Below are 13,741 nucleotides of genomic sequence, written 5' to 3'. Positions count from 1 at the left end.
AGTCTGTGGCCTTACTTAATCATTGAAGATTTCCACTGACAGGCTGTTTTCTCACGCTACTTGCCACTGATGATTTTTGAAGGTTTGAGCGGGAAGTTGATCACAGCCATTCTTCGGCCGGGTAAAACACCTTCGGGACGGGAAAATGCCGCCATTGTTAAACGTCTTCTGGCCTTGGTTCGGCAGTCCTGGCCGAAAACACATCTCATTATCCGAGGAGACAGTCACTTTGCCCAACCTGAGCTGATGCACGTTGTTGAGCAGGATAAAGCGGCTGATTATGTGCTGGGTAAAGGCGCTGGGCATCCAACGGCCTTACGGCCAATGTCGGACGAAAGCATGGCAGAAGCTCGCTATTGTCTGCAAACACGTACAGCTTACGCCCGATTAAATAAATTACCGATACCTTACCGGGCGCGTCTGTATGGCGAGGCACAGTATCAGGCGAAGAGCTGGAAAGGGCTGGATACACGTGTCATATACAAGGCTGAAGTGAACCAGATGGGTGACAACCCTCGCTTTGTAGTGACATCAATCAAGAATGCCTCAGCCCGGTGCGTTTATGAGCAGTTCTATTGCCCCAGAGGACAGGATGAAAACTACATCAAACACCTGAAAAATGATCTGTCCTGTGATCGGACATCGGATATGGGCTTTCGGGCGAATGCATTGCGTATGTACTACGCCTGTGCCGCATATGTTCTGCATTACGAAATGAGAACCACTGTATTGAAGGATACAGAGATGCAGAGGGCTCAGCCTTCAACAGTGATCGCCAAGCTGTTCAAAATTGCCGTTAAGGTGGTGGAGTATAAAGACCGTGTTAAGTTACATCTGCCCAGCAGCAACCCAATGAAAGTGTTGCTGCAACGAGTGACAGAGGCTTTTGCTACTCTGCCAGTCCTCAAGCCGGGATAAGAGACACAACTTTTAAGTTGGCAGGCGTTTTATTGAATCAACTGAAAGAGGTTGAGGGTTCAGTGCGCCTGGTGCCAGGTAAATCGGTATGTTTTTTGACAAAAAGCCATGGCGGGACACAATATCACCGCAGAGAAATACGCTGCTACGATCTGACAGGCTATGTTTGTTCAAAAAAAAAATCAATCATTCGAGCTGTAGCAGCGTTTATGAAATATTCGGGCTAAGATTGCACCTTGGCCAATGGAATTTTTTTCTGCAATTTCTGCCCTAACCACGCCAGCTTCTGCACCGGAATCGGCAGCTGCTCCAGCTCAAGGCTATCCAGCAGGTTTTTTACCCCAAGCCCCAGTTCCGTATCACCCTCAATCATCAGGCTGCGCTGGAAGAACAATGTATCCGGATCTTCCTGTCGGCTGGCCAGTTTCAGGAAAGCTTTGCTATCGCCCCGGAATTCAACATCATAGTGGTGTAGAAAGTGTCGTGGGCTGGTAGCGGTCAGCTGACTGCCATCAAAGCTGATGCAGAAACTGATGTCTATATCAGTAATGTGAATTTTCAGGCAGCGATTTTCCAGGAAATCAAAATCGCCTTCTTTTACAGGCGTATGGAAGATGTGGTTAATAGCTCTGGTCAGAGGTTTGTTGACCATGGTTGATGGCAACAGCCTGACAGGCAGGCCCAGCAACTCAATACCCGGTTTTTTGAATTTCTCCCGAGCGTTAATACCGGGAAGAGGAAGTCTAAAAGATGGCAGTAGACTCAATGACAGCTCCTTCTCATATTGCTTACTTTTTCGAATTTTTCAATGGTGGCCTGATCCAGGCGGTATAGCTCATCCAGCATGCGCAGTTGCAGAGAACCGGGACCCGGGCAATCCATACTGGCCAGTTCACCAGCAATGCCAAGACAGGTAAGGCCTGATACGGCCGCAGCCAGTGGTGTATTACAGACGGCAAGAAAGGCACCAATGATGGCCGTTGCTGTACAACCGGTGCCGGTTACTTTTGCCATCATAGGGTGGCCATTATTGATTTTGTAGACTTCATAGCCATCGGTCACATAATCGGTAGCACCGGTGACGGCAATAATCACTTGATGTTCACGGGCCTTTTCCTGAATAAAGTGCAGAGTAGACTCACTGCTGCTGCTGCTGTCGACACCTTTCCCCTCATTGGCATCAGTAAACAGGGCCTTTATCTCCGATGCATTGCCCCGTACGACAGATGGTTTGTTTTCAAGTAACTGTTTATTGCCTGTCAGCCGGAAGGGCGTTGCACCTGCGCCTACCGGGTCAAGAATCCAGGGCTTACCCAGTTGACATGCTGTGTCTGCTGCCAGAAGCATGCTGTTCAGACTGTCACTGGTCAGCGTTCCACTGTTGATCACCAGACTGCTGGTAATGCCCACCATGTCTGTAACTTCTTCGATGGCATGGGCCATGATTGGGGATGCGCCAATAGCCAGCAGGGCATTGGCTGTCGTGTTGGTGACCACATCGTTGGTGATATTGTGAACCAGCGGCTGCTTTTTTCGCAGTTCATGCAGCGAATGAATAATTTGTTCTTGCATAGGAAAGACCTTGTTATCCATGTTTAATAATAATGATGTTTGATGGGGAGTGAATTGACATTGGTCACTGTCAGGAACCGTTGATGTTTTGTTGTCAGCTCAGTGGAACGATCAGCCTGGCTCAGAAAACGTTATATGAGGCTGTCGCAAAAGCCGGAAAAACGATCTCGACATAGGTCGGTTTGCCTGTGGGCCGGTTCCTGGCCTCTATATGAGTGGCAGCCTTCCACAGCTTATTGTGTCTCCACGTCATCCTAAGGGGTTCTTGTCTGGTACAGCCTCAATGTTCCGTTCACCGGAAAATCCTGATTCAACAGGCACGCAAGCAACGTTATCAGGGTTTTGTCAGTGACAAATGCTTTCAATAGTAGATCATTTGTTATCAGGTTTTTTGTTGTTGGTGAATAACTCTATTTATCAAACTGATTGTAAAAATATACTCTGTATATAGTCTAAGTATGGTTTAATAAGCTATTGTTTTTTTCCAGATCCAGCGATATTTTACCGCGTAACTACTGCTGTTTTGATTCAGCTTTCTGCTCATCAGTTGTCCGGTCAGATCTCTGACTTTACCTGCGGAATGGTCTTCAGAACCTTTCCTGAGCACACTGATGAGATCAATTTAACTTCAAAAGAATTTTCCGGTTCCTCCCTTTCAGAAAATCGGCACGGAGATTTTTTTGCTCTTTTTTTTGCCCCATTAAATCAGGGCTTTTTGTTTCAGGAGCGAGGGCGATGGTTCTCAATCGGGATATGTTGGCAGACACCTTTGCCATGATCACCTTTGGCATTGTGGTGGGTATGAGCGTTGAACTGCTGGCAGGGCTGAGTTTTGAACAGTCGCTGCAATCTCGTCTGATGAGTATTCCCGTTAATCTGTTAACGGCAAGGGCTTATGGCTTATATCGTGACTGGCTGATTGGTCGTGGCCGCTTTATCGGTAATGGCTTTATACAAATCACGCTGCTTGATGCCCTGGCGTTTCTGTCGTTCCAGATTCCGCTGTATGCTTCGCTGTTATTGTCCACCGGGGTCAGTCTGGAGCAGTTGCTGGTTGCCTGTGCAGGGCAGGTAGGGGCGATGCTGGTCATGGGTCGTCCATACGGAATTTATATGCAGTTCTGTCGTAACTGGTTCAAGCCTGTGGCTATTCCTGCTGCATAAATATCTTTTTATTTTTTATTCCTGACTGTATAGTGATTTTCCGTAACGAGCCGGCACAATTTATACTTATGTCGGCGTATGCCCGATGAAGATGCACGGGCGCTGTCGTGTTCGTCTGCACAATTCGTCGTCTCGGCAGCATAACCTGTTTCAGGGCTTTGCCCTGTGTCTTCTCTGGATATCAGGTAATTCCGCCTACCCGGTGGCCTGCCCTGGAAGAAATTTACTGCCTGGTTTGGATACCCTCCACCAGATTAGCACTAAGAACAAAATCTCCATGCACTCATGTCACCCGTGAGTCTGGCCTGAGCATCTCATGCATTTTGTGACGGCTGTTATGGGGTATAACAAGCTGTATCACTTATCGTTCGTATCTGTCGTAAGTCAAGCTGCGCTGTCTTCCATGGTGAGGCCATGGTTATCCTGTGCCCGGCAGCGTCTTGCACCATGACTTGCCAATTTCAGAAGCATTTTCTGAAGACGACTGAGCACCACAAGGGGGAAGCATGTCCTTACTGGAAGTAGAAGGGCTGCGCATCGAGTTTCCATCTCGTCATGGCACTGCTGTCGCTGTCAAAGGGGTTTCATTTAGCCTCGAAAAAGGGGAAATACTGGGCCTTGTCGGTGAGTCCGGGGCTGGTAAATCCACCGTTGGCAATGCCGTCATTGATTTGCTGAGTCCTCCCGGCGTGGTGGCTGGTGGCAACATTAAGCTGGATGGTCTGGCCATCAACGGCCTCAGTGGAGAAGCCATTCGCCAGATTCGTGGTCGTCGTATCGGGTTTATTTTCCAGGACCCAATGACGTCTCTTAACCCACTGTTGACCATTGAAACCCAGATGGTGGAAACCATCATGGTTAATCTGGGGCTTGACAAGGCCAGGGCCTATGAAAAGTCAATTGAACTGCTGACCTCTGTCGGTATTACTGAGCCTGAGGTTCGTATCAGGCAGTATCCTCACCAGTTTTCCGGAGGTATGCGACAGCGTGTTGTTATTGCCATTGCCCTGTCCGGTGACCCTGAACTGATTATTGCCGATGAACCAACCACGGCACTTGATGTATCGATTCAGAATCAGATTCTCGAACTGATCCGCAAACTCTGTAAGGAAAGGGACGCTGGTTGCCTTCTGGTCACGCACGATATGGGTGTTATTGCCAATGTGACGGATCGCGTTGCCGTTATGTACATGGGCGACCTGGTAGAACTGGGTTCTACCGAAAAGATTCTATGTCGCCCCGAACACCCTTATACCAAAAGCCTGATCAGTGCGGTGCCCAGAACGGATATCAAATTGCACCGCTTTCCAAGGGTTGAGTACATCGAAAAAGAGCAGGGCCGGCATATTGATGTGAAGAATCACTGGCTGGGCCAGAAAGAGAGTCTTTCTGAGCTGAATGCCAGGATCAGCGACCATCCACAGTCAGGGAGTGCTCTGCTGAGAGTAAAAGACATTAACCTGCGCTTTGAAACCCAGTCTGCGTTCTTTGAAAAAAATCGCCGTTACATCCAGGCATCCAACCAGGTGTCTTTTGAGATTTACCCGGGTGAAACCTTTGGGCTGGTTGGAGAGTCCGGGTCTGGTAAGTCGACCATAGCCCGGGTCATTGCCGGCCTATATCCACCAGATTCCGGATGGGTTGAGTTTGCTGGCCAGGATATTACCCGGCTAACGGAAAAACAGCGTAAGCCATTTCGTCGTCAGATCCAGATGGTGTTTCAAAATCCCTATTCCAGCATGAATGCCCGCATGACGGTGCAGGACATTATTGCCGAGCCTATTCGTTTTCATAACCTGGCCGAGGCAGAACGCCAGATCAATAGAATCGTGGCTGACCTTCTGGATCATGTCGGTCTGGGACGTGCGGCTGGCGTCAAGTACCCCCATGAATTTTCCGGTGGCCAGCGCCAGCGAATCTCCATTGCCAGGGCGCTGGCAACCCGCCCCCGTTTTCTGATCTGTGACGAACCAACCTCGGCCCTGGATGTATCGGTACAGGCGCAGATCCTCAACCTGTTGAAAGACCTTCAGGAAGAGCTGGGTCTGACCATGCTGTTTATCAGTCATGATCTGCCGGTCATTCTTCAGATGTGTGACCGGATTGGGGTTATGAAGATGGGAACACTGGTGGAAGTGGGAGAGACTGACCGGATCTTCAGTAACCCTCACCATGAGTACACCCGGCATCTGATCAATATGATGCCAAGGGTTGAGAATCTGTCCCGCAGTGGTCTGGATATTGAATCCAGCGTTGCAGCACATTCTTGAAAACCATATTTAAAACCATGCTTAAAAACCATGGACTGAAATTGACACGGAGTTGTATGTCGCCTGGCTGTCTGGAGGGTGGCAATTATTTTAATCAGTAAAACACCTGTAATGGGGGAATAAAAAAACATGAAGCTCTCTGTTAGACCTATGAAAAGACTGGCCGGGATGATGCTTGCCGCATCGCTGGCGGTAGGGGTCCAGGCCGCTACTTTGAAAATGGCCTACGACTCGGATCCGGTATCTCTGGATCCCCATGAGCAGCTGTCCGGTGCAACACTGCAATTGTCTCACCTGGTGTTTGATCCACTGGTTCGCTGGGATGACAATCTTCAGTTTGTGCCCCGCCTGGCTGAAAAGTGGCAGCGTATTGATGACAGGACCATGCGCTTTACCCTTCGTAAAGGCGTTAAATTCCACAGCGGTAATGCACTGACGTCTGCCGACGTCCAATGGACATTTGAGCGTCTGGTCAGCAGTCCGGACTTCAAAGCGGTGTTTGAGCCTTTTGAAACCGTTAAGGTCATTGACGACTATACCTTTGACCTGGTAACCAAAGATGCATTTCCCCTGGTATTGAACTCTGCCACCTACCTCTTCCCGATGGACAGCAAGTTTTATGCAGGTCTGGACAGCGAAGGCCAGGAGAAGTCTTTGCTGAAGAAGCATGGCAACACCTATGCCTCTAAAAATGCCTCTGGTACCGGGCCGTTCATTGTGACCGAGCGGCAGCAGGGTGTCCGTGTCGACTTCGAACGTTTTGATGGTTACTGGGATAAGCAATCACCGGGTAATGTGGACGAGATTGTTCTGACACCCATTAAAGAAGGCCCAACTCGTGTGGCCGCTCTGTTGTCGGGTGACGTGGACTTTATCTTCCCTGTGCCACCTAACGATCATAAGCGCATTCAGAAGTCTGCCAATACGGACCTGGTCACACTGGGTGGTACCCGTATCATCAGTTTCCAGCTGAACCAGGAGCGTGTTGAAGCGTTCAGGGACAAGCGTGTTCGCCTGGCCATTAACTATGCCATCAACAATGACGGTATCGTTAAGAAAATCATGAAAGGCTTTGCGACACCTGCCGGTCAGCAGGGGCCAAAAGGCTACGCCGGTTATGTTGATGATCTGCAGCCACGCTATGACCTGAAAAAGGCCAGGCAGCTGATGAAAGAGGCCGGTTATGAAGATGGCTTCTCCATCACCATGCTGGCACCCAACAACCGCTATGTGAACGACGCCCGGATCGCCCAGGCGGTGGCTTCCATGCTGTCAAAAATCAACATTAAGGTGGACCTGAAAACGCTGCCAAAAGCTCAGTACTGGCCGGAGTTTGATGAGCGCTCTGCCGACATGATGATGATTGGCTGGCACTCCGATACCGAAGATTCCGCCAACTTTACCGAGTACCTCACCGCCTGTGCTGATTCCGTTTCCGGCTGGGGACAATACAACTCCGGTAATTACTGCAATGAGGCGTTAGACGCCCTGGTCAGGAAGGCTGGCTCTGAAACAGATCCAACCGTACGGACGCAAATCTTGCAGGACGTTGAGCGTACGCTCTATGAAGAAGCGGCTTTTGTTCCTCTGCACTGGGAAAACCTTGCCTGGGGTGCCAGCAAGAATGTAGCTGCCAAAGACGTTGTTAACGTGATGAACTTCCCTTACCTGGGTGACCTGGTGATCAAGGAGTAATAACTCTGATCTGAAGAACGGCAGTGGTCACTTAGGAATTGTCCTGAAATAATTTTCACATTTCTGAGTTTCAAAACTACGTTCGTCCTGAGCCTGTCGAAGGACCCATAGGGCCTAAAGGCGTGAACTCCGGTCTCATGTATTGTGCCAATCACCCTTCGACAAGCTCAGGATGAACGGTGATCGAGATCAAAATGTGGAAATTATTTCGGGACAATTCCTTAGCTCGCTGGGCGAAGTGACTGCTGTCAGCACCGGTTACTTGTTTCGAAGTTATCCGGTACGACGACTATTGGCATCGCAGGCTATGGGCATCTGAAGGTTATTTATGCTGTTATTTTTAATGCGTAGGCTTATGCAGGGGCTGATAGTGATGTTTGTCATCAGCATTATCAGCTTTTCCATACAGGACAATCTTGGGGATCCACTCCGGGAGCTGGTAGGGCAATCGGTGTCAGAAGCCGAACGTGAAAAGTTGCGTGACGAGATGGGGCTTAATGATCCGTTCCTCACTCAATACACAAGATTTATGGGCAAGGCGTTACAGGGCGACCTGGGGCAATCGTATTTTTTCAAAGAGCCTGCGCTTGACGTTATATTTGCCAAAATGCCAGCCACCCTTGAGCTGGTGTTTGCCGCGAGTTTGATCATTATTCTGGTGTCTATTCCCGCTGGTGTCTATTGTGCCATCAGGCCCAACAGCTGGTTGACCCGGTTAATTCTCGGGTTCAGTATTCTCGGTATTTCTGTCCCTGTCTTTCTGACCGCTATTTTCAGTATTTACCTGTTCTCAATTGAGCTGGGCTGGTTGCCATCCTATGGTCGTGGTGAATTGGTGCCGGTCATCGGTGGTTGGGAGAGTGGCCTGTTTACCAAAGATGGCCTGTTGCACCTGATCCTGCCGGCCATTTCACTGGCCAGCATTATGCTGCCACTGTTTATCCGGCTTATTCGCTCTGAAATGTCTGAAGTGCTGCACACCGAATATGTCAAGTTTGCTAAAGCGAAAGGTTTGAAAAAGGCGCGTATTTACTTTCTCCATGCCCTGAAGAACACCATGCTGCCGGTTATTACCGTTGGTGGTGTGCAGATCGGAACCATGGTCGCTTATACCATTCTTACGGAGACTGTCTTCCAGTGGCCGGGCATGGGCTTCCTGTTTCTGGAAGCGGTCAACCGGGTAGATACGCCGCTGATTGTTGCTTACCTGATTGTCGTGGGTGCCATTTTTGTGGTGGTGAACACGCTGGTTGATCTGCTTTATGGGCTGATTAATCCGACCGTTAGACTGGCGAGGAGTGCCTCATGAGTGAATTGATAGCCAACGCGCCGGTCGATCAGGGATCTCCTGCGGTTACCATGCGTATGGGGCGCTGGGACCGTTTCAGGAACTCTGTCTTCTGGTACAGCTTCACCCGTGACAAGGTGGCCATGGTCTGTGCCCTGGTTTTTGCACTGTTTGTGGGCGCTGCGCTGCTGGCACCAATCCTGGCGCCAACCAATCCCTATGATCTCTCAACCATTGATATTATGGATTCAGAAATTCCCCCGGTGTGGGCCGAAGAGGGGGATGAACGTTTCCTGCTGGGAACCGATGACCAGGGCCGTGATCTGTTCAGCACCATTCTCTATGGTATGCGCATCTCATTGGCCATCGGTCTGTTTGCTGTTTTGCTGCAGGCTTTTCTGGGTATCGTTCTGGGCCTGACTGCCGGTTACTTCGGTGGACGAATCGATAGCTTCCTGATGCGGGTTGCAGATATTCAGCTGTCGTTTTCTACCATGATGGTGGCGATTATCGTGCTGGCGGTCTTCCAGGCCTCTTTTGGTTCGGAGCTTTACAGCAAGCTGGCCATGTTCATGCTGATAATGGTAATTGGTATTGCCGAATGGCCTCAATATGCCCGTACGGTGCGGGCATCGGTTCTGGCAGAAAAGAAGAAGGAGTATGTAGAGGCGGCCAGGGTCATGGGCTTTGGCGCCGGGCGCATTATGTTCCGACATATCCTGCCAAATGCACTGTCGCCTATTCTGGTGATCTCCACAGTGCAGATTGCCAACGCGATTATCAGTGAGGCGGCGTTGTCTTTCCTTGGCCTGGGTATGCCGGTATCCCAGCCCTCGCTGGGTTCCCTGATCTCCAGTGGTTTTGAGTATATCTTCTCCGGCAGCTGGTGGATTACGGTCATTCCAGGGATGGTGCTGGTGGTTTTGGTGCTGGTGCTTAACCTGCTGGGTGACTGGCTCAGGGATGTATTGAATCCAAAATTGTATAAGGGCTGAAGCCACAAAGACACTGAGTCACAAAGTCTTCTGCTGGCTCCTTTGGAACTGCCATGGCAGCCATAGAAAACTTTGTGTCTTTGTGGTTTAAAAACTATTTTTTCTGCGGCAGATGTGATTCAACCAGCCAGGTAAGCTTATCAATTTCCCGTGTTCTGGCGGTCAGAAGGTCGACGGAAATGGGGTCTCCGTTCTCTTCCATATTGGCCATGGCCTGCAGGGCCTGACTGGCCACAAAGGCCAGGCGTTGACCAATTACTTCAATATGCTCATCAATCGAACTGAATGATTTCGGGTAAGTGGGCAGCGACGTTTTTTCAGCTACCTTCTGCAGGGTACCATCCGGTTTATGCCCGAGCTGAGCGATTCGCTCGGCAATATCGTCAACGGTATCTTCGATAACCTCTGCAACTTCATCGAATAGACGGTGCACAGAAAGAAATTCTCGGCCTGCCATGGTCCAGTGAGACTCTTTGATTTGCATGTTCAGGTCAATGGCACTGTAGAGGACCTTCTGAAGCTCCTGTGCAGAATATTGCTTAACATTTTCAGGCAAGGTTTCGTAAGTATGGGACATGGTGTGACTCCAGTTGTTACTTTTCCCGGTGGGTTTATGAAAATGGCCAGCCAAGTTCAGGGATTTTCCGATTCATAAGGCAGTGGACAGATAGTCTGGCAAACTATGATAAGAACATAGGAGAGAAATATCGGTTTGTACAAAAAAGGGGGCACGATAAAGCCGTCAGGATATTTGCAGCTTTATTGACCTGTGTTAACAATGCTTACTTATAACTTGGTTACTATCTGCTCAAATACCGGTTTTATAATTACTCACGAATTTAAATATGTCCCGTATAGCGTTGTTGTACTTGGGGTGTGAAGGCCAGACCCGGAAAATTACCGAAAGAATTGGCTACTGTCTGGCGCAGGCTGGTCATGAAACGTTTGTCAGTTCTATCGCAGATCTTAAAGAAGGCTTCTCACTTCAGTCTTATGATGGTGTCATTCTTGGCTGTTCGATTCGTTATGGCAGGCACCATAAATCCTGTTACCGGTTTATCAGGGAATACAGTGATCAACTGTCAACCATTCCGGGTTACTTCTTTTCCGTCAACCTGACCGCCCGAAAGCCTGAACGACGGGATCCCCATAACAACCGTTATCTGCAGAAATTCCTGAAACAGATTTCATGGACTCCGGACCGGGTGGAAGTATTTGCCGGTGCTCTGCTGTATACCCGATATCGCTGGATTGATAAACAGATGATCCGCTTGATTATGAAGCTGACCGGGGGACCTACTGACGTTACCGGGAATACTGAGTTTACCGATTGGAAGCGGGTTAAGGCGTTTGCAGAACAGTTAAGCCGGGACTTTCAAAAATAAGCCGTCTGTCAGTGATGTCAGGAATACTAAACAGAATGTTATGCACTTTTGGCTCAGCTTTTTGTACTTTACTTCCATAGCATGAATATAACGCTCAGTAAAACTGCTTTTTAAAGCAAACTAAAGACAATGGAGTGTATCTATGGATTCAAGAATTTCCGGCATTGGAGCAAACTTCTCTTTTGGTACGAAAGAATCATCTGGCAGGAGCCGAAAAGGACTCTACTGCCACAGGAAGGCTACGGCGGGGTCAACTGATAAAGCTATCCAAAATAAAGGGTCAAGTGCTGACTCCCTGGAAAAGCCAACATTAAAAGACCGGTTGGTTTATCCATTAAAGGCTACCAGAAACCGAATCTATACCACCATGTTGACTGGAGGCTCTGCGGGAGTCTTCCTGGGCATGGGTGTCGGTGTGGGAGTCGGGACTACGGCAGGTTTTACTGCGGGTATGATACCTCAGGTATTGGATTTGCTGACTTTCTCTTGTGAGCCCTATGTTATTGCCGGTGCCTTGGTTGGAAAAGAGGTAGGCATCCGGGGCGGTGCCGTCCTCGGACTGGGTATTGGCGGGCTTGCCACCCTGGCATCTGCTGGTATTGGTCTTGCGCTGAGCGTGGTTCAGATACCAAAGGTCATTTATCATGCGGCAACCCTGGACAAACCCGGCCTGGACGCGCCACTGCCGCAGAAACCATGGATCGCACGGAAATTGAGTCAGGAATTGTCCGAACTTAATTAGTTCCTGAATCCTTGAGTTTGACGGAGGTAAAAACACCGGTAAGCATTGCACCAATTCTGATGTGGAATTGAAGGTTAGAGAGATTTGCTTATATTCTAAACCAACAATCTCACCGATTTTGTTGAGTAATTATACCCATGGATGAAAGGAGAATGGCTGAATGCACCTCGCCACAGTTTTTTTTCTTCTGGTGTTTTTGGTGTTTCCGGTGTTTCCCGTGATAGCGCATGCAGAAGGTCTGCAGAGCCAGCTGACACCCGGCGGTATTTTTATCGGTCAGGCATCACCGGGGAGCCGGATTGTTTACGACAACCGGGAAGTCAGGGTAGCAAGAGATGGGCGCTTTATTCTTGGTTTTGGTCGTGATGCGCACCTGAAGCAGTCTTATACAGAGCATTTTGCCAGTGGCAAACGGAAGACCTTTTATTTAACCCTTAAGCCACGGAAATATAATATCCAGCGGTTGACCGGTATTGCCAGAAAATACGTATCACCGGATGAGCGGGTGTTATCCCGTATTCGCAGAGAAGCTGGGCAAGTGCGCGACGCCAGAGTTCCTGATACGGATCAGGAAGATTTTTTTAACGGCTTTGGCTGGCCGGTGAAAGGTCGCATCAGTGGTGTCTATGGCAGCCAGCGGGTGTATAACGGTAAACCGGGGCGCCCACACTACGGTCTGGATATCGCCGTACCCACCGGTACGCCGGTAGCGGCACCCGCTGATGGCGTTGTGCAACTGGTGGACTCAGACCTCTACTATTCCGGCGGCACCATTATTATTGATCATGGCCATGGTATTTTCTCCAGCTTTCTCCATCTCAGCCAGGTCTCCGTGAAAGCGGGGGCTGCTATCAAACGAGGACAAATAATCGGTGAGGTAGGTGCTACTGGCCGGGTTACCGGTGCGCATCTTGACTGGCGTTATAACTGGTTTGACAAGCGACTTGACCCTGCCTTGTTAACCCTTGGCGATCAGTAAACCCAGTACACCCTGTGGTATGTTATGATCCCTGCCAGGGAGGACATGACCATGACATTTTTTGCTAAAGACCCTGATAAACAGCTACTTCCATCTGAGGAAAATGCCCTGCCGGGAAGGGAAGACGTCATGCCGGTTCCAGCCCGGCATTATGTGAATGGACACCCATTGATCCCCCCATTTCCTGATGGCTTGCAGACAATCTACCTGGGGCTTGGCTGTTTCTGGGGAGCTGAGCGGCTGTTCTGGCAACTGCCCGGTGTTTATACAACGGCTGTTGGCTATGCCGGTGGTTATACGCCCAACCCTACTTATGAAGAAGTCTGCTCCGGAGAAACCGGTCATGCCGAAATGGTGATGGTGGTTTATGATCCTGAAAAGGTAACGATACAGGCCCTGTTAAAACGCTTCTGGGAATCCCATGATCCCACCCAGGGAATGAGGCAGGGTAACGATGTCGGTACCCAGTACCGTTCAGCCATTTACACTACCACTGAAGAACAGGCTGTATTGGCTGAAAGCTCAAGGAATGAATTCTCAAAGTCTCTGCGACAGCAGGGCTATTCAGACGTTACGACAGAAATTCGAAAGGCTCCACCGTTCTACTACGCAGAAGACTATCATCAGCAATACCTGGCCCGGGATCCCGGCGGTTACTGTGGCTTGAAGGGCACCGGTGTTTGTCTTGGCTCCCAGGAGCCTGACCGAGAATAGACTGCCCTACTGCGATGGC

The 13,741-nt window shown here is 49.6% G+C and carries 14 protein-coding genes; 11 read left to right on the top strand and 3 right to left on the bottom strand.

All coding sequences use genetic code 11. The features are described from left to right. Positions 1 to 69: 69 nt before the first annotated feature. On the top strand, positions 70 to 918 hold the full coding sequence (locus KDK13_RS12330; protein WP_257285270.1) for an IS1380 family transposase: 849 nt from the start codon (positions 70 to 72) through the stop codon (positions 916 to 918). A gap of 32 nt (positions 919 to 950) precedes the next feature. Continuing rightward, positions 951 to 1,145: a hypothetical protein gene (locus KDK13_RS12325; RefSeq protein WP_257285269.1), complete on the top strand. Its 195-nt coding sequence runs from the start codon at positions 951 to 953 to the stop codon at positions 1,143 to 1,145. On the opposite strand, the gene KDK13_RS12320 is transcribed toward KDK13_RS12325, so the two are convergent. Both KDK13_RS12320 and thiM read right to left on the bottom strand, forming a co-directional pair. Continuing rightward, complete coding sequence (locus KDK13_RS12320; RefSeq protein WP_306671103.1) at positions 1,142 to 1,684, bottom strand: SCP2 domain-containing protein; 543 nt, start codon at positions 1,682 to 1,684, stop codon at positions 1,142 to 1,144. The two genes, KDK13_RS12325 and KDK13_RS12320, sit on opposite strands and share 4 nt — an antisense overlap. Further along, positions 1,681 to 2,490, bottom strand: a complete 810-nt coding sequence (gene thiM, locus KDK13_RS12315; protein ID WP_257285268.1) for a hydroxyethylthiazole kinase — start codon at positions 2,488 to 2,490, stop codon at positions 1,681 to 1,683. Before thiM ends, KDK13_RS12320 begins: the two co-directional genes overlap by 4 nt. A 735-nt stretch (positions 2,491 to 3,225) precedes the next feature. Between thiM and alaE the strand changes: the two genes are divergently transcribed. From alaE to KDK13_RS12290, 5 genes are all read left to right on the top strand, one after another. Further along, positions 3,226 to 3,654 carry an L-alanine exporter AlaE gene (gene alaE, locus KDK13_RS12310; protein WP_257285267.1) on the top strand — a complete coding sequence of 143 codons (429 nt, stop codon included), beginning with the start codon at positions 3,226 to 3,228 and terminating at the stop codon, positions 3,652 to 3,654. A gap of 506 nt (positions 3,655 to 4,160) precedes the next feature. Next, complete coding sequence (locus KDK13_RS12305) at positions 4,161 to 5,924, top strand: ABC transporter ATP-binding protein (RefSeq protein WP_257285266.1); 1,764 nt, start codon at positions 4,161 to 4,163, stop codon at positions 5,922 to 5,924. Between the two features lie 129 nt (positions 5,925 to 6,053). After that, positions 6,054 to 7,619, top strand: coding sequence for an ABC transporter substrate-binding protein (locus KDK13_RS12300; protein ID WP_257285265.1), 1,566 nt, complete (start codon positions 6,054 to 6,056; stop codon positions 7,617 to 7,619). Between the two features lie 328 nt (positions 7,620 to 7,947). Next, on the top strand, positions 7,948 to 8,928 hold the full coding sequence (locus KDK13_RS12295; RefSeq protein ID WP_257285264.1) for an ABC transporter permease: 981 nt from the start codon (positions 7,948 to 7,950) through the stop codon (positions 8,926 to 8,928). 50 nt (positions 8,929 to 8,978) lie between these two features. Next, complete coding sequence (locus tag KDK13_RS12290; protein ID WP_257285271.1) at positions 8,979 to 9,902, top strand: ABC transporter permease; 924 nt, start codon at positions 8,979 to 8,981, stop codon at positions 9,900 to 9,902. 94 nt (positions 9,903 to 9,996) lie between these two features. On the opposite strand, the gene dps is transcribed toward KDK13_RS12290, so the two are convergent. Then, complete coding sequence (gene dps, locus KDK13_RS12285) at positions 9,997 to 10,479, bottom strand: DNA starvation/stationary phase protection protein Dps (RefSeq protein WP_257285263.1); 483 nt, start codon at positions 10,477 to 10,479, stop codon at positions 9,997 to 9,999. A gap of 268 nt (positions 10,480 to 10,747) precedes the next feature. On the opposite strand from dps, the gene hemG reads away from it, so the two are divergent. The 4 genes from hemG (at position 10,748) to msrA (ending at position 13,722) form a co-directional block, all read left to right on the top strand. Then, on the top strand, positions 10,748 to 11,287 hold the full coding sequence (gene hemG, locus KDK13_RS12280; protein ID WP_257285262.1) for a menaquinone-dependent protoporphyrinogen IX dehydrogenase: 540 nt from the start codon (positions 10,748 to 10,750) through the stop codon (positions 11,285 to 11,287). Between the two features lie 142 nt (positions 11,288 to 11,429). Then, entirely contained in the window at positions 11,430 to 12,029 is a 600-nt protein-coding gene (locus KDK13_RS12275; protein WP_257285261.1) for a hypothetical protein, read from the top strand. Between the two features lie 160 nt (positions 12,030 to 12,189). Beyond that, complete coding sequence (locus tag KDK13_RS12270) at positions 12,190 to 13,008, top strand: M23 family metallopeptidase (protein ID WP_257285260.1); 819 nt, start codon at positions 12,190 to 12,192, stop codon at positions 13,006 to 13,008. 51 nt (positions 13,009 to 13,059) lie between these two features. Beyond that, positions 13,060 to 13,722, top strand: coding sequence for a peptide-methionine (S)-S-oxide reductase MsrA (gene msrA, locus KDK13_RS12265; protein WP_257285259.1), 663 nt, complete (start codon positions 13,060 to 13,062; stop codon positions 13,720 to 13,722). The last annotated feature ends 19 nt before the right edge of the window (positions 13,723 to 13,741 follow it).

This window comes from Endozoicomonas sp. SESOKO1 (assembly GCF_024606265.1).
Taxonomy (GTDB): domain Bacteria; phylum Pseudomonadota; class Gammaproteobacteria; order Pseudomonadales; family Endozoicomonadaceae; genus Endozoicomonas.
The sequence above is the reverse complement of the archived record's forward strand: the minus strand, read 5'-3'. Positions and strand labels throughout refer to the sequence as shown.

Bases quoted from the DNA above. Each gene is read 5' to 3' on its own strand.
- KDK13_RS12330 (WP_257285270.1), top strand. From the start codon at position 70: ATGATTTTTGAAGGTTTGAGCGGGAAGTTGATCACAGCCATTCTTCGG.
- thiM (WP_257285268.1), bottom strand. From the start codon at position 2,490: ATGCAAGAACAAATTATTCATTCGCTGCATGAACTGCGAAAAAAGCAG.
- alaE (WP_257285267.1), top strand. From the start codon at position 3,226: ATGGTTCTCAATCGGGATATGTTGGCAGACACCTTTGCCATGATCACC.
- KDK13_RS12305 (WP_257285266.1), top strand. From the start codon at position 4,161: ATGTCCTTACTGGAAGTAGAAGGGCTGCGCATCGAGTTTCCATCTCGT.
- KDK13_RS12300 (WP_257285265.1), top strand. From the start codon at position 6,054: ATGAAGCTCTCTGTTAGACCTATGAAAAGACTGGCCGGGATGATGCTT.
- KDK13_RS12295 (WP_257285264.1), top strand. From the start codon at position 7,948: ATGCTGTTATTTTTAATGCGTAGGCTTATGCAGGGGCTGATAGTGATG.
- KDK13_RS12290 (WP_257285271.1), top strand. From the start codon at position 8,979: ATGCGTATGGGGCGCTGGGACCGTTTCAGGAACTCTGTCTTCTGGTAC.
- dps (WP_257285263.1), bottom strand. From the start codon at position 10,479: ATGTCCCATACTTACGAAACCTTGCCTGAAAATGTTAAGCAATATTCT.
- hemG (WP_257285262.1), top strand. From the start codon at position 10,748: ATGTCCCGTATAGCGTTGTTGTACTTGGGGTGTGAAGGCCAGACCCGG.
- KDK13_RS12275 (WP_257285261.1), top strand. From the start codon at position 11,430: ATGGATTCAAGAATTTCCGGCATTGGAGCAAACTTCTCTTTTGGTACG.
- KDK13_RS12270 (WP_257285260.1), top strand. From the start codon at position 12,190: ATGCACCTCGCCACAGTTTTTTTTCTTCTGGTGTTTTTGGTGTTTCCG.
- msrA (WP_257285259.1), top strand. From the start codon at position 13,060: ATGACATTTTTTGCTAAAGACCCTGATAAACAGCTACTTCCATCTGAG.